Source organism: Butyrivibrio fibrisolvens, from assembly GCF_037113525.1.
In the GTDB taxonomy this organism is placed as follows: Bacteria; Bacillota; Clostridia; order Lachnospirales; family Lachnospiraceae; genus Butyrivibrio; species Butyrivibrio fibrisolvens.
In genome coordinates this window covers 4127414-4145590 of record NZ_CP146963.1, presented here as the reverse complement: position 1 = coordinate 4145590, position 18177 = coordinate 4127414, and the positions used below count along the sequence as shown (strand labels likewise).

19 protein-coding genes are annotated in these 18177 nt (G+C 37.2%); 13 read left to right on the top strand and 6 right to left on the bottom strand.

The features are described from left to right. Positions 1-85 precede the first annotated feature (85 nt). The 13 genes from WAA20_RS17645 to WAA20_RS17585 all read left to right on the top strand — a co-directional run bounded on the left by WAA20_RS17645 (position 86) and on the right by WAA20_RS17585 (position 12781). Complete coding sequence (locus tag WAA20_RS17645; protein ID WP_338801682.1) at positions 86-946, top strand: glycosyltransferase family 2 protein; 861 nt, start codon at positions 86-88, stop codon at positions 944-946. Positions 947-1171: 225 nt separating this feature from the next. Next, positions 1172-2179 carry a polysaccharide pyruvyl transferase family protein gene (locus tag WAA20_RS17640; RefSeq protein WP_338801680.1) on the top strand — a complete coding sequence of 336 codons (1008 nt, stop codon included), beginning with the start codon at positions 1172-1174 and terminating at the stop codon, positions 2177-2179. After that, positions 2164-3246: a radical SAM protein gene (locus tag WAA20_RS17635; protein ID WP_139263862.1), complete on the top strand. Its 1083-nt coding sequence runs from the start codon at positions 2164-2166 to the stop codon at positions 3244-3246. Before WAA20_RS17640 ends, WAA20_RS17635 begins: the two co-directional genes overlap by 16 nt. Next, positions 3213-4787, top strand: coding sequence for a lipopolysaccharide biosynthesis protein (locus WAA20_RS17630; protein ID WP_081373973.1), 1575 nt, complete (start codon positions 3213-3215; stop codon positions 4785-4787). The genes WAA20_RS17635 and WAA20_RS17630 overlap by 34 nt, the downstream gene beginning before the upstream one ends. After that, positions 4784-5200, top strand: a complete 417-nt coding sequence (locus WAA20_RS17625) for a hypothetical protein (protein ID WP_139263861.1) — start codon at positions 4784-4786, stop codon at positions 5198-5200. The genes WAA20_RS17630 and WAA20_RS17625 overlap by 4 nt, the downstream gene beginning before the upstream one ends. A 152-nt stretch (positions 5201-5352) precedes the next feature. Beyond that, positions 5353-5607 carry a hypothetical protein gene (locus tag WAA20_RS17620; RefSeq protein ID WP_073390054.1) on the top strand — a complete coding sequence of 85 codons (255 nt, stop codon included), beginning with the start codon at positions 5353-5355 and terminating at the stop codon, positions 5605-5607. Between the two features lie 136 nt (positions 5608-5743). Then, positions 5744-6157 (top strand): hypothetical protein, encoded by a 414-nt coding sequence (locus WAA20_RS17615; protein ID WP_110072106.1) that lies wholly within the window; start codon positions 5744-5746, stop codon positions 6155-6157. Further along, positions 6154-6498: an IS66 family insertion sequence element accessory protein TnpB gene (gene tnpB / locus WAA20_RS17610; RefSeq protein ID WP_110072105.1), complete on the top strand. Its 345-nt coding sequence runs from the start codon at positions 6154-6156 to the stop codon at positions 6496-6498. The genes WAA20_RS17615 and tnpB overlap by 4 nt, the downstream gene beginning before the upstream one ends. 151 nt (positions 6499-6649) lie before the next feature. After that, positions 6650-8296: an IS66 family transposase gene (locus WAA20_RS17605; RefSeq protein WP_338801667.1), complete on the top strand. Its 1647-nt coding sequence runs from the start codon at positions 6650-6652 to the stop codon at positions 8294-8296. A gap of 423 nt (positions 8297-8719) precedes the next feature. After that, positions 8720-10459, top strand: coding sequence for a transposase (locus WAA20_RS17600; protein WP_073390584.1), 1740 nt, complete (start codon positions 8720-8722; stop codon positions 10457-10459). A 14-nt stretch (positions 10460-10473) separates the two neighbouring features. Then, the gene (locus tag WAA20_RS17595) at positions 10474-10704 is read left to right on the top strand and encodes a hypothetical protein (protein ID WP_027206638.1); all 231 of its coding nucleotides are present in this window, start codon (positions 10474-10476) and stop codon (positions 10702-10704) included. Continuing rightward, on the top strand, positions 10704-11438 hold the full coding sequence (locus WAA20_RS17590; protein WP_073390582.1) for a hypothetical protein: 735 nt from the start codon (positions 10704-10706) through the stop codon (positions 11436-11438). The genes WAA20_RS17595 and WAA20_RS17590 overlap by 1 nt, the downstream gene beginning before the upstream one ends. A gap of 110 nt (positions 11439-11548) precedes the next feature. Further along, entirely contained in the window at positions 11549-12781 is a 1233-nt protein-coding gene (locus WAA20_RS17585; RefSeq protein ID WP_073390574.1) for a hypothetical protein, read from the top strand. 133 nt (positions 12782-12914) lie between these two features. Here WAA20_RS17585 and istB read toward each other — a convergent pair whose 3' ends face one another. The 6 genes from istB to WAA20_RS17555 all read right to left on the bottom strand — a co-directional run bounded on the left by istB (position 12915) and on the right by WAA20_RS17555 (position 18108). Beyond that, positions 12915-13691, bottom strand: a complete 777-nt coding sequence (istB, locus tag WAA20_RS17580; RefSeq protein WP_073390572.1) for an IS21-like element helper ATPase IstB — start codon at positions 13689-13691, stop codon at positions 12915-12917. Between the two features lie 13 nt (positions 13692-13704). Continuing rightward, positions 13705-14061 carry a hypothetical protein gene (locus tag WAA20_RS17575; protein ID WP_073390571.1) on the bottom strand — a complete coding sequence of 119 codons (357 nt, stop codon included), beginning with the start codon at positions 14059-14061 and terminating at the stop codon, positions 13705-13707. A gap of 239 nt (positions 14062-14300) precedes the next feature. Beyond that, complete coding sequence (locus WAA20_RS17570) at positions 14301-15260, bottom strand: hypothetical protein (RefSeq protein WP_073390570.1); 960 nt, start codon at positions 15258-15260, stop codon at positions 14301-14303. A 286-nt stretch (positions 15261-15546) separates the two neighbouring features. Then, positions 15547-15834, bottom strand: a complete 288-nt coding sequence (locus WAA20_RS17565) for a hypothetical protein (protein ID WP_338800972.1) — start codon at positions 15832-15834, stop codon at positions 15547-15549. 62 nt (positions 15835-15896) lie between these two features. Next, a complete protein-coding gene (locus WAA20_RS17560) occupies positions 15897-16712 on the bottom strand; it encodes an AAA family ATPase (RefSeq protein ID WP_338800974.1) in 816 nt (271 codons plus the stop codon). Continuing rightward, a complete protein-coding gene (locus WAA20_RS17555) occupies positions 16705-18108 on the bottom strand; it encodes a DDE-type integrase/transposase/recombinase (protein WP_338800976.1) in 1404 nt (467 codons plus the stop codon). Before WAA20_RS17555 ends, WAA20_RS17560 begins: the two co-directional genes overlap by 8 nt. Positions 18109-18177 lie beyond the last annotated feature (69 nt).

The window sequence follows — 18177 nt, the reverse complement described above, 5'->3', positions numbered from 1 at the left end:
TATGTAAAGATATATAGCCTTTATGTTTAATAACTATCTAGGTAGAAACAAGCTACTGTAAGAAAGGACAATCTAGTAATTAACAATGAATAGCAGAAATAGTGAGAGTAATCATGTGAATATGCCTTTTTATTCAATTATTATCCCCGTTTTTAATACGTATGCATTTTTACGTAGGTGTGTTAGAAGCATCCAAAATCAGAGCTATAAAGATTTTGAAATCATTTTAGTTGATGATGGATCGACAGATGGTAGTGGATCATTATGTGATGAAATATCTTATGAGGATTCAAGAATAGTTGTTGTACATAAGGAAAATGGTGGATTAAGTAGTGCTCGAAACGCGGGCATAATAATAGCAAAAGGGCAATATATTTGTTTTGTTGATAGTGATGATTATATAGAACCAAGCATGCTTATGGATGTTTTTGAAGTATTAAATAGAGATGGTAGCGACATAGTATGCTGTGGAAGATATGATGTATATTCTAATATTGAAAAAATAATAGGTTTGATTCCAACAGAGGATGGTATTATTTCTCCTATAGAGTGTTTCTCAAGAATGCTTACATGGGAAGGTATGGACTTTTCAGCATGTGATAAGGTTTTTAAATCTAAATTATTTGATAATTATAAATTTCCAATTGGTAAGCTAAGTGAAGATGTAGCTGTTATTTATAAAATAGTATTATCTGCCAATAAAATTAGTCTTATCCCAAAACCTTTGTATAATTATTGTCATAGACAAGATAGCATTACTACTTCATCGTTTAGTGAAAGAAGTCTCGATGTTTTAAACCATGCAAATGATATTTTGGAGTTTGTTTCACAAAAATATCCTAATATCATGTCAGCTGCAATATACTATAGAAGCACCGTACAGATATGTATTGTTGATAGCATATTGTCGTCGAAGCTTTCAAACATCATAAAGTACTGGGGGTAATAAAATCATCAATTTGTGAATTGGATAATAGAAAAGAAATACTTAAAATGTATGGATCAAAAGGAAATTCAGAGTTAAAAGTAAAAAAATCCAGACTATGCAATTTAAATTTCTTTATAGTGTATACATTTATTGTAAAAGTATATTTAAACATAGTTATTATAAAATATCTACTAATATTATTAAGATATATAAGAAATTATTCCTTTTAATGATATTTTGCTAATGAAGCTGAAAATAGAATATTGTAGATTAAAGCATAAACAATTGTTTTATTTGTTATCTACCCCATACTATGGTAATGTGGGAGATCAAGCTATCATTTTGTCTGAGCGAAAAATGTTGCTTGAATGTATGGAAAAGTCAAAGATAATAGAAGTCAATTCTTTTGAATATTCTTTTTTAGATGATTATTTAAAACAGAAAATTCGTCAAAACGATGTAATTGTCTTAGATGGAGGAGGAAATTTTGGAGATACTTGGCCTCATACTATGGAACGAATAAATAATATAGTTAAAAGGTATAGTAATAACAGAATTATCATATTCCCAGAAAGTTGGTTCTTTCAAGTTAATGACCCTAATAATAAACTTTTGCAAAGCACTATAGATTCATTTAGTGCTAATAAAAATGTGTTGTTGTTTGCCAGAGATACATGGTCTATGGGGGAAATGAAGAAGTGGATAAATGGTGTAAATATAAAATATGCCATGGATATGGTTTTTTATTATGGAGAATTTGAGCCTCGTAAAGTGAAAAGCGGTGTGATTGGTTGGTGCATTAGAGAAGACAAAGAATCTGCTCTCGGATCTTCAGTTGATATGCTAAAATCAGGAGCTATTACTAACGGATATATTATTAAGATTATTAATAATGATACATATATGCCCATCCGAAAATCACAACGAAAATCATATGTAAAAAGTATAATAGATCAGTACAAAGATTGCGAATTGATTATTACAGATAGATTTCATGGTATGGTATTTGCTATTTTACTAGAAATACCATGTTTGGTTTTTGATAATAAGACAGGAAAGGTAAGACATTCTTTTATTGATTTTGCTGAGAACTTGAATGGCTGTCGTTTGTTGTCAGCGGATGATATACCTAAGTTTGACTTTGAAAAAGCAATTAATCTTAATTATGTTAACATGGATAAGCTACATGAAAAGATAAGAATTAACAAAGAGATGATACTTCGAAATATTAGAGAATGGAAGGACAAATAATGGAAATAAAGAGACTAATAAATTGCTTTGTTCCTGTTTCAGTTTGTAACTTCGAATGTAGTTATTGCTACATTCCACAGATTACTGGAAGAAAAAAAAATGCTATGCCTGAATGGAAATTATCTCCGCCAGAAATCGCTAAAGCACTTTCTGCACAAAGGCTAGGTGGACAGTGTTTTATGAATATTTGTGGCGATGGTGAAACTCTTATACCTAAGGAGATGCCATCGATAATCGAAGAATTGCTAAAAGAAGGCCATGTATTAGAAATAGTTACAAATGGCACGTTGACAGAAAGATTTGAAGAGATTTTTAAAATAGATAAAGTTCTTCTTGAGAGACTTGAGTTTAAATTTTCATATCATTATGCAATGCTCAAAAGAAAAAATATGCTTGATGTTTTTTGGAATAATGTAAATAATGCAAAGAAATTTGGATGCTCCTTTACTATAGAATTAACTCCTCATGATGAATTGATTCCCCTAATTGAAGAAATAAAGCAAGATTGTCTAAAAAATGTTGGTGCGTTATGCCATATTACAACTGCATTTAATTATGCCGATAACTGGAATTTGTTAACTAGTTTATCGAAGGAAGAGTATTGCAAAGTGTGGGGACAATTTGACTCACCAATGTTTGATTTTAAAATGAGTGTTCTGGGAGAAAAACGAACAGAATATTGTTATGCTGGCGAATATCTCATATCTGTTAATATTGCTAGCGGATATGCTACGCAGTGTTATGCGGGAATAGGACAAAACATATTTGATAATATTGAAAAGCCAATTAAGTGGTTGGCAGTAGGAAAGCATTGTGAATATCCATTATGTTTCAATGCACATGCACTAATGGTATTTGGGGCAATACCTGAATTAGCAACAGATATATATTATGATGATATTAGAAATAGAAAGTGTAAAGACGGTACAGAATGGCTTAGTCAAACGGTAAAAGATGCTTTTCATTCAAAATTTATTGAAACCAATAAGCGTTATAGTATAAGTAAAAAAATAGTAAATGAATTGATGGTGACATGCGAAAAGATAAAGAGAAAACTTTCGAGATGATAAGTTATGTACAAAGACAAATGAATCAATCTCAGAAGGTACAAACAATAATAAACATAATTACAGGAGTGTTGGTTCTTGTATTCAATATGGGGATTAGTTTCTTTGTTTCTCCGTATATTGTTAAAACTTTAGGAGAGGAAGCAAATGGATTTACCCAACTTGCAAGTAATTTTGTTTCATATGCTTCGTTGATTACTTTGGCTTTTAATTCTATGGCTAGTCGTTTTATCTCAATATGCTTTCATAGAGATGATATTGATGGGGTTAATAAGTACTATTCATCTACTATGATTTGTAATTTAATTATTACTGCGATAATGTTACCATTTGCTTTATATATGATTCAACGGTTAGATAACATAATCGTAATTGAGTCGGCAAATATTAATGATGTCAAAGTGTTATTTGCTTGTGTTTTTGCCAATTTCTTCATTAGTCTTTTATCATCAGTATATAGCATTTCAATGTTTGTGAAGAATGCATTATATATACAAAATACGATATCATTTATTAGGAGTTTTCTTAATGCGTGTTTATTGATTGTTTTGTTTTATTTTTTTCCTCCAAGAATTTTCTTTGTGTCATTGGTAGGAGTCTTTTTGACTATAGTATTCACTTTGGCAACTATATTAATACATAAAAGGTTAATGCCTGACATACAAATAAAACTAAGATATTTTAACGCTGAAGCTGTAAAAAAAATGGTGGCTTCAGGTATATGGAATACTATTAATCAATGTGGAAGTTTATTGATGACGGGCTTAGACTTAGTGGTAACTAATTTATTGGTTAGCCCAGTTTCGATGGGAGTATTGGCTGTAGCAAAGACAATACCAACCGCGATTATTAATTTAGCATCTACACTTAATGCTAATTTAGCGCCCTCATTAACAATTAATTGGGCGAAAGGAAATCGAAATCTTTTGCTTAAAGAATTACGAAGCGGTATGAAGATTTCAAGTGTAATAGTATCAATACCATTAATGGTTTTTTGCGCTTTTGGTGTGGAATTTTATTCATTATGGATGCCAACACTTGATGCAAAGCAATTAACATTATTATCTTTTTTGACATGTATGGCATTTGTTCCGTGGGCGGGGCCCCAAGCACTTAATAATATCTTTACAGCGGCAAATAAACTAAAAGTTAGTACGGTGACGTTTTGCTTGTCAGGATTATTAAATATAATAATTACTTTTATATTATTAAAAACTACTGATTTAGGAATTTATGCAGTTGCTGGAACAAGCTCTGTTATACAAATTATTCGTTGTATAACAGTAACTGCTCCATATATTGCATATTTAATGGAACTTAAGTGGTATATATTTTATAAAGATGCTTTAATATCAACACTTTGCTGTTTGTTAAATTATATTATATCTCGTTGTATAGCAATTGTTATACATGCAGATAGATGGGATGTGTTGATTATCGATGTTCTTTTGTCAGTTATTGCGTCATTTAGTATTGATTTATTTGTTGTACTTAATAAAGAGGAACGTTGCAAGTTAATTGCGAGGATTATAAAAAAATGAGATCGCTTGCTTTTGTGTTCAAAAAAAACACTATTGCTGTTATTATGATGACGGTGGGACTTGTTGTAATCATAGGTATTATATCTTCAAAAACGGATTGGTTGAGTTTGAAGGAATATGAGCCAGACAATTTAATAATGCTGCAAGACTTAGAATATGGGAATCGTAGTTTTACATGCACAGGGTCAACATATGATTCAGAACATGATCAAATATGGGTTTGTAACTACGGAAGAATTAAAAATGATAGTCAGGAGAAGCTTAATCCGAGTGTTGTTTGTTTAAATGTAGATTTCGAGATTCAAAATGAAATATTTCTCAAAGATTTATTTGAAACAGATAATATAAATCTTCAGGGAATTACCTGGAAGAATGGCGATAATACGCTCTTTTTAGCAATCGGGGGGGTATAGCGCATATTACAGAAGAAGGGGATTTTTTAGGAATTATTACTGTAGATAATTATTCTAATATAAATGGTATAGCATATGATGACCAGACTGATACACTTTGGGTATTATGCGCAGATAAATATTTGCTTAATATTAGTCTTGAAGGAAATGTGTTGAATGTACTTAATTGTGATATAAAAGATCAAGATCAATTATTGATTATAGATGGAGAGCTATTATTCACAGCTGGAGCAGATTACTTGGGAGATAAAAATTATTTATACCGTATAAATAAAGATGGTAAATGTAGATTGCTAGGTGCATTAAAGAATTCATATGCGGTTGAAGGAATGGTATTTATAGATGATTCTTTATATGTTTTTAACGATGGGTATTACCATGATGCGAAGATTAAAAGTAAGCGCTAAGTTTTCCGGCGGATTCTGAAATCCGCCTAAATACTTCATAATGAATCTGAACAACAGACCACATTTTACTGTCACACCAGTGTTGCTGATTTGAACTATTAGACAACATTTTGGTGTCTATATCAGGAGGTTTAAGATGTCAGATTCATTAACAAGTTACAAGTCTCTTGACGATTGGTTCCGTATTGTTACTGAATGTCGTCAGAGTGGTTTGACCGATGATCAATGGTGTCAGATCAATGGTATTAATAAAAATACCTTTTATAGTGCTATCAAGCGGCTTCGCCAGAAGGCATATGAAGTACCATCTCCAATGCGATGTCCGCATGATGATATACACGACCTGACCTGCTCTAAGCAGGATGTGGTCAAAGTAGATATCGTTTCAGATATCGAACCACCAGAGGAATATATTCCTAAAGTGGTGCCGCACATTGACAATTCACATATGATAGAAATCGAGATTGGTGGAGCAAGAGTTTCTCTTTGTAACGGAGCTGATCCGGATCTTGTTTCTAAGACACTCTCAGTCTTGAGGAGTCTTTCATGATCGGCGATATAACAGCTGCAGATGAGATATACATCGTCTGTGGCTATACAGATATGCGAAAATCCATTGACGGGTTATGTGCTATCGTTGAAGATAAGCTTCACATGGATCCAAGAAGCAGTGCGCTTTTTCTTTTTTGTGGAAGACGAGCAGACCGTCTGAAGATACTCATGTGGGAGTCTGATGGATTTGTTCTCCTTTACAAGAGGCTTTCTGTTACGCAAGGCAGATATCGCTGGCCCAGAAATAAAGATGAAGTTAGAAATCTTACCTGGCGTGAGTTTGACTGGCTTCTTTCAGGCATCGATATCGAACAGCCTAAGGCCATCAGAGCTTCTTGAAATTTCGGTTCTGCTTTTTGTGCAGTTTTCTCCAAAGCCCCTTAAATGGATTAATACGAGGTCAAGTTTTCTTGTACTTTGGCATATTTGACGATATTAATTGCTCTTAATGTCTGATAAAATCTATGTATCAGACTTAAGGAGGCTTTAAGTGGCAAGAGATTCCAAAGATCTTCAGCTTATAGAGCTGAAAGACAACATCAAAGAATTAAATAATACTATCGGGAATCTCAATTCACTCATTGAGGCTGCTAATAAGCGTGAAGCTGAGCATCTGGCGGAAGAGCAAAGGCTTCGCGAACAGATAGACTATCTGACCAAAAAGCTTTTTGGAAAGTCCAGTGAAAAGCGTGATGATATCGAAGGACAGTTAAGCCTTTTTGATGAAGCAGAAACTCTTGCATCTGATGATGATCCGGAAGAACAGGAATTCATCTCTGTTGAGCAGCATACACGTAAAAAGAAAACCACTATGGCAGATAAGTTTGCTAACCTTCCGACACAGAAGGTTTATCTTGATGTTCCGGAAGATCAGCGAAAATGCGAAGTCTGTGGTACTCCCCTCGAAAAGATAGGTGAAGAGTTTGTACGCAGAGAAATCGAGATCATAAAGCCTGCCATAAAGATAATCGAGTATTACAGCATCAGCTACGGCTGCCCTAACTGCAAAGTAAATGCAGAAATTCCATACATCGTAAAAGGTCGAGATGGACATCCACACATGCTTCATGGTATGGCATCAGCAGGAACTGTTGCCTGGGTAATGTATCAGAAGTACGTTAACAGCCTTCCACTATATAGACAGGAAAAAGATTTCAAGATGTATGGAGCAGAAATCTGCCGTGGAACAATCGCAAGCTGGATTACCAAAAATGCTGAAGAGTTCTTTACACCTATGGCTGAGTACTTCAGAAGAAAACTTGTTTCAGGCAGATATGCAATGGCAGACGAAACTCCCGTTCAGGTCCTTAAAGAACCCGGAAGAAGAGCTGAATCCAAGTCGTACATGTGGGTATTCCGTTCGGGGGAGTTTGATAAGGAACAGATAGTATTGTTCCATTACTCACCAACTCGTGCCGGTGATACTGCAAAAGATTTCCTTGATGGTTTTCATGGTTATCTGATGACAGATGGTTACAGCGGGTACAACAAGTTGAAAGACTGTACGCGGACTTCATGTTGGTCGCATATACGACGCTATCTGATAGATGCCATTCCTAAAGGCCAGCAGTATGATCTTGCCCAACCTGCTGTACAGGGACTGGTATATATAGACAGGCTCTTCGATATGGAACGAAAAATCCATGAAAAGAAGGGCGTTACTTATGATGCCATAAAGGAATATCGTATCGAGAAAGAAAAACCAGTTCTTGAAGGATTCTGGAATTGGGTAGATGATCAAAAACCGTCCCCAAATACAAGATTCCACAAGGCTATAGTATATATCCAAAACAGAAGACCATATCTTGAAACATATCTTGAGGATGGAGGTTGCAGTTTTAACAACAATACTTCCGAAAGATCATGTAAGGCTTTTGTTACAGGACGTAAGAACTGGTTGTTCTCTGACAGTACCAAAGGTGCCAACGCAAGTGCTCTAACCTATTCCATGGTAGAAACAGCAAAAGCAAACGGAGTAGATGTATATCTTTATCTAAAACTACTCCTTACCAAGTGTCCAACATCGGATTTGAGTGATGAAGAACTGGAAAAACTTTCTCCATGGAATCCTGAGTGTAAAGAAGCGTTGGATAAGCTTTACATTCAGAAGCAAAATGCCATCTTTGATTCAATGTAATCTTTATCATATGTGAATTGTCAAGGTGCTCCGATTACTGAAATCATAGTAATCGGGGTATATTTTTATGGGCGTTATGCCCTTGTACCTAATAATTAGTTGGGGTGGCATGCGTTACCACCGGAAAACTTAGCGCTTACGATTAAAAAGAATTATGTTGCCGTATATACAAATGTTTTAAATAGTTGATAAGAATTTTAGTTATACACATTGGACGTGTTTTCTGTTTGGTGTAAGTATCTTATACCTGAATTTCCATAGGATTTCCGACTAAAAGGGATTCCGCCTCAAAAAAGGCACTTTGAAAATCGAAAAAACTCAGTAAAAATGCGCGTTTGAGCCTGACTTTTGTTGCCGAAAATAGCTTCCTGTGGTAGAATATATTTAGTAGGAATTCCGACTAAAACTACAGGAGGAAAACACATGTATCTGGATGCTTATGTGAAGGTGCCTGAGGTAAAGGGAAAGATAACTTTCAGGACGAAAGGCAACACAACATATGTCGAGTTTGAGTATGACAGAGTCTATAGCACTGAGAAGCAGTATACAGATGTAAAGCGAAAAACGATAGGAAAGCTTGCTGATGAAGATAAGCGTATAATGCAGCCAAATGAAAACTTCATCAAGTTTTTCCCTGACATTGAGCTCCCAGAAGAAAGGGACAGATCATCAAGGAGTTGTGGGCTACGGATCGGTACATGGGTTGTTATCAGGAAGATAGTTAATGAATATAAGCTCGCTGAGATCCTAGGGAGATATCTTCCGTGGAAGGATGTGGGGCTGTTTCTTGATCTTGTGGCATACTCAATTATTGAGGAAGATAACCGTGCCCAGCATTATCCTGCGTATGCCTATAGTCATCCTCTCTTTTCTGAAGGTATGAGGATATATAGTGATTCAAAAGTCAGCGAGTTCCTCAATACTATGGATGCAGATACCAGTGTCATGTTCCAGAACGACTGGAATGCGGAAAGGAATCACCGGGAGAGGATATATTTTTCATACGATTCAACATCTAAGATATGTGAAGCTGGAGACCTCAGGATAGTAGAAGTCGGTCATTCAAAGGAAAATGTAGAGACGGATATTTTTAACTACGCAATTGCCTATGATACAAAGAACCGGGAGCCACTTTTTTACGAAATATACCCCGGCAGTATCAATGATATGTCACAGTTCCAGTGCACTGTGGAAAAGGCTAAGGGCTATGGATATAAGAAGATAGGATTTGTTCTAGACAGAGGATATTTTAGTAAGGATAACATCTATCAGCTTGAAGATAGCGGATACAGTTTTGTCATGATGCTTAAAGGCAAGGCTGATCTTGTACAGAAATGGGTGCTAGAGAATAAGGGATCATTTGAAACGAGCAGATCGTGTAATATACCTGCTTATCAGGTCTATGGGAAGACCATTGAGAAGAAACTATTTGGGACAGATAAAAAGCCAAGATACATACATCTGTATCACAGTTCATCGTTGGAAGCAGATGAACGTACCGGCGTAGAGAAGAAGATAAATCAGCTTACGGCTTTTCTTAACAGTCATATAAATCAGTTCAGGGATTTTGGACCTGGAATGGAAACATACTTTGAACTGCACTATGACGAGAATGCAAAGAAGACTGGAAAGAAAGATAAGGACACAGCAGATAGTTCAGCAAGGAAGTTTGTGTTTTTTGAAGAAAAGATGCCTGTTATAGAGCTGGAACTTAAGCTTTGCGGATATTTTGTTATTGTCACATCAGAAAAGATGACAGCAAAGGAAGCGCTGGAAATCTATAAAGGGAGGGATGCATCCGAGAAACTGTTTTTATCAGACAAGACTTTCCTTGGCAATCACTGCTTAAGGATTGGTTCTGATGAATCAGCCACATCTAAGATCTTCATCGAGTTTGTTGCGCTGATAATAAGAAACCGTATGTACAACTATCTCAAGGATGAGATGAAGGAAATGGCTACCAAGCCTAATTACATGACAGTTCCTGCTGCAATAAGAGAGCTGGATAAAATCGAAATGTCCCGTCAGCTTGATGGGGTATACAGATTTGACCATGCAATAACAGCGAAGCAAAAGACAATACTCAAGGCATTTGGACTTACTGATGCAAATGTAAAATACAGGGCGCAGGAAATAAGCAAGATGCTTGAGATGGCAGATTGATGGAGGGTGATGATATGGCTAGAATGACATCGATGGATGCACTTGAAACTAAGATAGAGAAGGCACAGGAACAGGTGAGCAGAACGAAGAAACAGTATGATGCTGCTCTTGCAAGACTTAGTGATCTGTTGGACAAACGGGATGCGCTCAGAAGGGATGAACTTGTAAAGGCAATCCTAAAGAGCGATAAGACATATGAGGAAGTACTGGAGTTTCTTGGCTCCGGCCAGGAAGAGGCAGAATGATGACTGATCAGACAGAGATAATTGTCATGCTTTTGAAGAAACTTATAGATAAAAACGGACCCGAGTATCTTTTGGAGAAACCTTATGATGCTTATAAAGAACTGAACAGATATATGGAAGCAGACAACGCGGTTACTGCTGCGATGCTTTGTTTTCTGGTGAGCGGGCTTGTGAGCGATGCAGAGAAAGGCTGTGAGCCTGAGGAACTGTCAAAGGCTATACAGAAGAAATGCTGTTTCAACAAGAAGATGTCGGATCTGCTGTCAAAGATCTTCTGTGTACTTTATTCGGAAGAAAACAAGACAGAGTGGAAAGCAAAAGACAGTGAAGGGCTATCGGAGTTCCTGAAACAGGAGCATACTTTCAGATGGGAAGGATGCTCTGTCTGGGATGCAGGGAATGGTACAGTGGACTGCTACTATGATGCGGACATGGTATTGAAGCCGACTAAGGAAGCCGGGAAAACAGATGGTCTGAAGAGTATGCTAAAAAAGAATCCATTTGTTACGACAGATGCGATTTATAAGTTTTATGAAAAGGAACTATGTAAGTACCTCGACCATGAATTTGAAGAGTATTGCACCTGCGATGATTATTACCAACCGGTGGTTGAAGATTTTGAACTGGAATATGATGTGAAAGCCTGGGCAAAGAAAAATGGATTCAATGTCATCTCATGCAATGGAGATGGTAGAGATGACGGATATGAACCCAAGTTCAGAAGAGGTTGGTGAGAGACAAAAGACGACTTTTAGTCGGAAAAATCGTGGAAAATGAGGTTATACTCAAATGCTAATTATGTATGAGTGCTAAAGCAGATGATAAACTATAAGGGGGATTTTTGTTGATAACAATTAATAATTTGAGTGCTCGACTGAAAAAAAACGATAAGGCATTATGTATGTTATCATTAATTCTTGTTTTTGCGGGATCAGCAGATACAATGATGTCGTTTAGTTATAGACATATTATGTATTATAGCATGATTTTTAATTCTGCTCTTTTGGTGACATGTTTGATGTTGAAGAAAAGAAAAATAGAATGGAAGCTTTTTAAGATTGTAGTAGTATTATTGATTCTTGTATTTGTAAGTATGTTCGTAAATGCTGATTGGCATGGTTACTCTCAAATACTTGTTTTAATTATAGCATTTTTATTTGTAGAAAATGTAGATTATTTTGTCTTTTGGAAATTATATGATGGTTTTATTTTAGTGATTTCTATATTCTCATTAGCAGTAATAGTAATGTATATGTTGTTTCCAACAATGTTTATTTTTATTGCTAATTATTTACTTATCGTGATTGGTAATGGGGATAATGCGCTTAGTTTTGTTAATTTGGGGGTGACAGTAGTTCCATTATTTTCGATGCAGATGGGGGTGAGAAACTATGGATTGTTTCGTGAACCAGCAATGTTTTGTATATATGTTGGGCTGGCGTTGGGATATAACTTATACTCATCAAAGATTTCAAGTTCAAAATCACTAATCAAAATACTGATATATTTAGTTACAATTCTAACAACCTGGTCTGTTACGGGATTTGTTGCAGTTGCTTTTCTGATGACGTTTTATCTATTATTCTATTTTAGAGTGATGGATACTAAAGAAAAGCTATTTTGGATATCTGTATTATTAATTGCTTTGCTACTTGCTTTAAAATTCGAGGTATTCGGCTATCTTTATTCAAGAATACAATTGCATGGTCCGAGTGAAGAATCTGTACTTTCAAGAGTGTATTCCGTTATAGGAGGAGTACTAGTAGCAATTATAAATCCATTCTTTGGGATTGGAGCAACTAATAGTTGGCAGGAATTTGATAGAATTTGTAATTTACTCATTGGTAGAACAGTAATGTGGGCTAATCATGTTACATATTATATGGCTTCATATGGATGTATCTATATACTTATTTTCTTAGGAGGGGTATACAAGGCACTTAAAAAGATCACTGATAATAGAATTGCAATTGTTATGCTTGTTTTTGTTTTACTCTTGCTATGTGGAGAAGTGATGACTTATTCATCGCTAATGTTTATTTTGATGTTATATGGATATAAAAGTTGCTATGATTGATGATTCTTGTCTATTTGGTACAAGTATCTTGTAATACTCGGACACTAGTTCCGCAATTATCCGGACAATGGTTCTGTTAACATCCGGACAAGATTCCTGTATCAAGTGGACAAGATGACATCTATTTTTTATATTACTCGCTTGTCGCCATGTTGTCATCTCCAGCGTCAGCTGGCCTATGTTCTATTGTAGGGCGACGAGAAGGACCTTTTAGGTCAAATCTATACGCATTGCGAACTATGCGGTCAAGGACCGCATCTGCAATCGTTTGATCCTTGAAAACTGAAACCCAATTCTTAACAGGTAACTGGGCAGAGATAGCTACAGATTTATGTCTGTGATATCGCTCTTCGATGACTTCAAGAAAGTCCTGAGTCATACCAAGATCAAGCTGCTTCATGCCAAAATCATCAAGTAGCAGTAGCGTCGGTTTTACCAAATCCTGCATGAGCTTATTGTATGAGCCATCTCCTCTGGCAATGCTCATATCGGTAAGAAGCCTTGGAACTCGATAGCATCTGACAGTCAGACCTCTTGTGCAAGCTTCTCTGCCAAATGCTGAGAGCAGATATGTTTTACCTACACCTGTTGCACCAGTGATGATAAGATTGTTACCATTTGTTACCCATTGACAGTCTGATAGTCTTGCTACATCAGATTTTTTCAGCTTTCTGGAAGTGTCATAATCGATATTTTCCAAGCATGCTGTTGGTTCTCTAAGATGTGCCATACGTATGAGGCGGTTGGTTTTTGCCTTTGTCCTTGCATTAAACTGGGCTGTTACTATCATCCCAAGCCTGTCATCGAAGGACAGAGCCTGCGAGGCAGGAAGTTCATCCTGCCGGGCATACTCAACTCTCATGGCATTCAACTTCATTGCTGTTAACTGTTCCGCTGTTTGGTAGTTCATGATGTTTCACCTCCTATTCCCATTCTCCGACACGGAGATTCTCATGCTGTGGAGTTGGAGTGTCCGCATCGGAACTGTTTACGGGCTTTCTATCCTGGTTATTTTTCAGGATGTTCTTAAGTGTTGAGTAATTAACAGAGTTAAGTTCAATTGCCTTTTTACAGGCATTATCAACTCTGATATTACCATACTGTTTACTGAAGTTGATCACTGCCATACAGGATTTGTATGCCTGTTCCTCGTAGTCTACCGACTTAAGGAGTGTATCTATAAAGTGATAAGCATTGGTTCCAATACTTCCTGCTCTGCAGCGGTAATGAGCACCATCATACTGATTGAATTCTCTTACTGCACGATGGTTTGCAGGCATATGATTCTCATCGGTAACATAACGTTTTCCTGCGAAGCGTCTACGATGGATAGCTACTCTTTCGCCTATGTCGTTGAATATTTCAATCTTCTTGGCATAGACATGTACTTTAACAGAAGCCTTGTAAAGACTATAAGGTACTGAATAGTAAAATCCATAACAAAGGATGTGATAGTTATTGGGAACTGTCTTTACAGACAGTGTCTCATAATACTCAAACGGGTCCTTGGGTAAAGGCCTTAGTGCCGGCTTATCCAGTGCAAGAAAGTTACTTTCTCTTGAGCCTGGACGATGTTTGAAGTTCCTCTTTGATAATTCAAGTACGCGATCACGAATATCTGCATTAAGAGCATCAAAGCTATGATAAGTTTTACCTTTGAGCCACTCAAGAAGCCATGTCTCGAGCCAACCAACGCCGGATTCAACGGTTGACTTATCCCTTGGCTTTCTGACTCTGGCAGGAATGATGCCAATTGATAATGTCGAGCCAAATCCCTGTATGCTTGGTTAATCTCAGGGTTGTATAGATTTGCATGTATTACAGCAGTTTTACAATTATCTGGTACAAGTATTCTGGGAAGGCCTCCATACCATTCAAAAGCATCAATATGAGCCTGATTCCAGTTGATCTGAGTTTCGTCAGGAAATGCTTCAACAAATGGATATGAACTGTCTCCTAGTGTAGTTACAAAGAAGTGAGCTGAGTGAACAACTCCGGTTCCATACTCAACAACGCAGTCGAGGGTATCGCCAATCCAGTCAATAAACAGTTCTTTGCCTGGTTCGCGTTCCTGAGGAAGTACAACTTCTTTGCCTGTCTTATCTTTCCAGGTGTTGAACTTGGCACAAAAATAGCTATAACTGTAGCCATCAGGATTATCCTTGCGGTATTCCTGTTCCCAGATGTAGAAGAGGTTGATTCTGCTGCTGGACATAAGCCTTTTGTAGATTGATTCCCAGTCGGGTTCATCTTTCGATTGCTTGCGGCCGAATGTTTCAGGATAAATAAGTTCATTTATCCTGTCAGGAGAAAGCTTTAAGGCTTCCTCATAGCTGAGTCCACACTCTTTGCACTTGTTTAAGATGTCGCCAACAGTGGTTTTTGAACAACCTACTGCAGATGCAATATCTCGTAAGTTGAGCTTCATTTCCCTCAGGCGAAGGATTTCAGTAATTTTCATTGTTTCAAGACACCTCATTTCATACCCTCCTTAGAATGTAATTAATTACATTCTAAGAAGATCAATATGAGATGTCATTTGTCCGGATGATTCAGGAATGGCTGTCCGGATGATTCAGGAACAGTTGTCCGTATGTTTCAAGAATGCTTGTCCGGATAATAAAAGATCACGTGTTAATGATCTTTTAGCTTGACCCTGAACTGCTCTCACTCAATGACAAGAGACTGCTCAGGTTGTTGTCAATAGTTCCTGATGGCTATTGGATGGCATCAGCCATCCATCACCATCATTTTAGTTATAGATTTTATGTCCTTCGTACCTTGATAATTTTACAAAGTTCATTAAGCGCAAATGAGATTGCTATTACATCTTCAAAACAAAGCGGTTCGTATGGATGAAGAAGCTCATAGCTAATCTCCTCAATATCATCCAGAGATTCAAGTATGCAGCTCATCTTTTTATTTGGTATACAGAGGAAGAATCCATCATGGCACTGCCCGAAAATCAGTTTAAACGTATCCTTAAAGGCATATACTGTGACTTCGTATGGTTCGTGCAACAGCTCTTCTACATCAATCTTTGCTGTGTGCATGGTTGTGTATGCATCTTCAGGGTCATCTCCGTCGAATTCTGTTACGGGAAATTCGTAAGTGATTATGATACCTCACCTCCAAGCATCTCGTGGTCTATGACAAACTGAACCTGATGTTCATCGATGAGACGCTTATTCTGCTGACTTGCATACATAAGACATCCATCACAGATATGGTTTATTCGTCTTGGTATACCTGTTGAAACTTTATAGATCTCATCAATAGCTTTATCGGTAAATATATCCTTACGTCCTTCAGCGTAATTAAGATGAGATTCTATATAATGCTGAGTCTCAGCTCTGTCAAGATGCGGTATAACGCAGCTTATATCTATCCTGTGCCTTACAGCAGCATATCTTTGAAGTTTGAGCTTATCCCAAAGTTCACTTTGGCCAACAAGTACAAGTGCCATGGGGCTCATTGAATCAAAACGATAATTCAGAAGAAATCGGAACTCTTCGATAGTTTCTTTTTCAAGAAGATGCGCTTCATCGAGAATGCATACAACTTTTTTGCCATGGACACCGCGAATTATCTCGACTTCTTTTTGGAGTTGTCTCTTGGCATCACCTCTGTAGAACTTTGATTCAATCCCAAGCTGATCAAGCATTCCCTTATAAAACCATCTCGGGGTAAGCTTGGAATCAGATAGATAAAGGAAAAGGTACTCGTCCTTGGGAAGGGTTGACACAAACTTCCTTATCAGAGTTGATTTACCACATCCGGCATCAGCTGTAACTACAGCAAAGAGCTGCCTATCAGCTGCGTATGAAAGTCTTCCGAGCGTCTCATCTATGGCGATTGATTCATAAAGCTTTTCGGGTGGAACATTTCTGGTAAACGGTGTGTGTTTCATATCAAAGAATTGTTCATACATTGTTGCCACCTTCCTTTCTGTAGGAAGCGAAGGAGATGGCATCTGTAAGCCTCTTCTTTGACTGCGCATGTTTCTTTTCAAGAGCATCCAGGAACCTTGACGTTTCAGATGTTGCAAGCTGTATGCCGACCGGAAGGGTTTCGTTCTTGTCGCAGTATTCTCCAATCTTTAATGGCTTTGCGGTAAACGGTTCAATCCCCGGATAAGATACTGTGATAGTCTCAGGAAAGAACGGGTCATAGGCTACTTCCACCATGTGGCTGATAAGTGAAGGTTTAGTTTCGTACTTTCGTCCTTTAAAGCTTATGCAGGCTCCTTTATCTACCTGCCGTGTGACGTGGTACATGAAAGCCTCTGATACAGTTGATGTATCGATGAATGTAAGCGGTCTTTTGTCACGATTAAATTCTTGAACTGGAGTTATACCTTCATTCGGCACATTTACTCCGACGCTTTCATAGTACTCTCTGATACCAGAATGAGGCTTCTTGTTGTAATACTCTTCAAGGAAGATGGTCCAAAGGCGATTAAGTTCTTCAAGAGAAGTGATTTTTTTGAGTTTGGCTTCTCGCAAAAAGGCATCGACTACCTGATGGAATTTCTCAATCTTGCCTTTACTTTTACCGCTTCGCACCTTGGCATGGTTGATTCTTATGCCAAGTCTTGTAAGTGATAGCTTGAGCTGTTTTGCTATGTACTGAGTTCCATTATCAAAGTAGCATGCATCAAACTTTCCATAACGGAGTATGACCTTTCTGAATGTATCTTCAACAATGGTCTCTTCCTGGTTGTCATAGAACTGCGAAGAAAGTATCATCCTGGAATGGTCATCGATAGCAGAAGAAAGATATGTCTGAACTTTCTTTCCACCTATCTGTAACATCGGTCCATACTTAATGTCACCTTGGACAAGCATCATTCTGTGAGGCTTGCAGAATCTTTTGGATGAGCTTTCTCTGGCATCTGAATATACCTTAAGATGTTTGGTTCCAAAGCCCTGTTTGTACATGTGGCGTTGAAGAGTAGACCTTTTAAGAACACCAATAGGAACTTTACCTTCAATCTCAAGGATCGTTATGATTTGATCCACAGATCTTCCTGGTACCTCAAGCCTAAGCTGTATGGCTTCTTTTACAAGGTTGTCAAAGTTCTCTGGCAGCTTGTGTGAATGTACTCCTGATCTTGGAACAGGCTTAAGACCTTCAAACTCATTATCGCGAAATGAACTTTCATATCTGTACAGTGTTCTTGGTGAAATATCGTTCTGAACTGCGATCTTGTTTCGCATCTGGATCTTTTTAGCATTATCCATTTCAGGATCCAGAAGTGGTGATATAAGCCTGAAACGTTCAAGAGCCTCACGTTCCTGCCATTTGATATTTTCGTTATTTTCCATCGTCAGTTACCTCCTATGAGGCAACTATACGAGAACTGATCTTGACACTCAAAACAAAGTGAGTGCAAA

Coding starts and splice junctions, on each gene's coding strand:
- WAA20_RS17645 (WP_338801682.1), top strand. CDS start 86: ATGAATAGCAGAAATAGTGAGAGTAATCATGTGAATATGCCTTTTTAT.
- WAA20_RS17640 (WP_338801680.1), top strand. CDS start 1,172: ATGAAGCTGAAAATAGAATATTGTAGATTAAAGCATAAACAATTGTTT.
- WAA20_RS17635 (WP_139263862.1), top strand. CDS start 2,164: ATGGAAGGACAAATAATGGAAATAAAGAGACTAATAAATTGCTTTGTT.
- WAA20_RS17630 (WP_081373973.1), top strand. CDS start 3,213: ATGCGAAAAGATAAAGAGAAAACTTTCGAGATGATAAGTTATGTACAA.
- WAA20_RS17625 (WP_139263861.1), top strand. CDS start 4,784: ATGAGATCGCTTGCTTTTGTGTTCAAAAAAAACACTATTGCTGTTATT.
- WAA20_RS17615 (WP_110072106.1), top strand. CDS start 5,744: ATGTCAGATTCATTAACAAGTTACAAGTCTCTTGACGATTGGTTCCGT.
- tnpB (WP_110072105.1), top strand. CDS start 6,154: ATGATCGGCGATATAACAGCTGCAGATGAGATATACATCGTCTGTGGC.
- WAA20_RS17600 (WP_073390584.1), top strand. CDS start 8,720: ATGTATCTGGATGCTTATGTGAAGGTGCCTGAGGTAAAGGGAAAGATA.
- WAA20_RS17595 (WP_027206638.1), top strand. CDS start 10,474: ATGGCTAGAATGACATCGATGGATGCACTTGAAACTAAGATAGAGAAG.
- WAA20_RS17590 (WP_073390582.1), top strand. CDS start 10,704: ATGACTGATCAGACAGAGATAATTGTCATGCTTTTGAAGAAACTTATA.
- istB (WP_073390572.1), bottom strand. CDS start 13,691: ATGAACTACCAAACAGCGGAACAGTTAACAGCAATGAAGTTGAATGCC.
- WAA20_RS17575 (WP_073390571.1), bottom strand. CDS start 14,061: ATGCCTGCAAACCATCGTGCAGTAAGAGAATTCAATCAGTATGATGGT.
- WAA20_RS17570 (WP_073390570.1), bottom strand. CDS start 15,260: ATGAGGTGTCTTGAAACAATGAAAATTACTGAAATCCTTCGCCTGAGG.
- WAA20_RS17565 (WP_338800972.1), bottom strand. CDS start 15,834: ATGCACACAGCAAAGATTGATGTAGAAGAGCTGTTGCACGAACCATAC.
- WAA20_RS17560 (WP_338800974.1), bottom strand. CDS start 16,712: ATGTATGAACAATTCTTTGATATGAAACACACACCGTTTACCAGAAAT.
- WAA20_RS17555 (WP_338800976.1), bottom strand. CDS start 18,108: ATGGAAAATAACGAAAATATCAAATGGCAGGAACGTGAGGCTCTTGAA.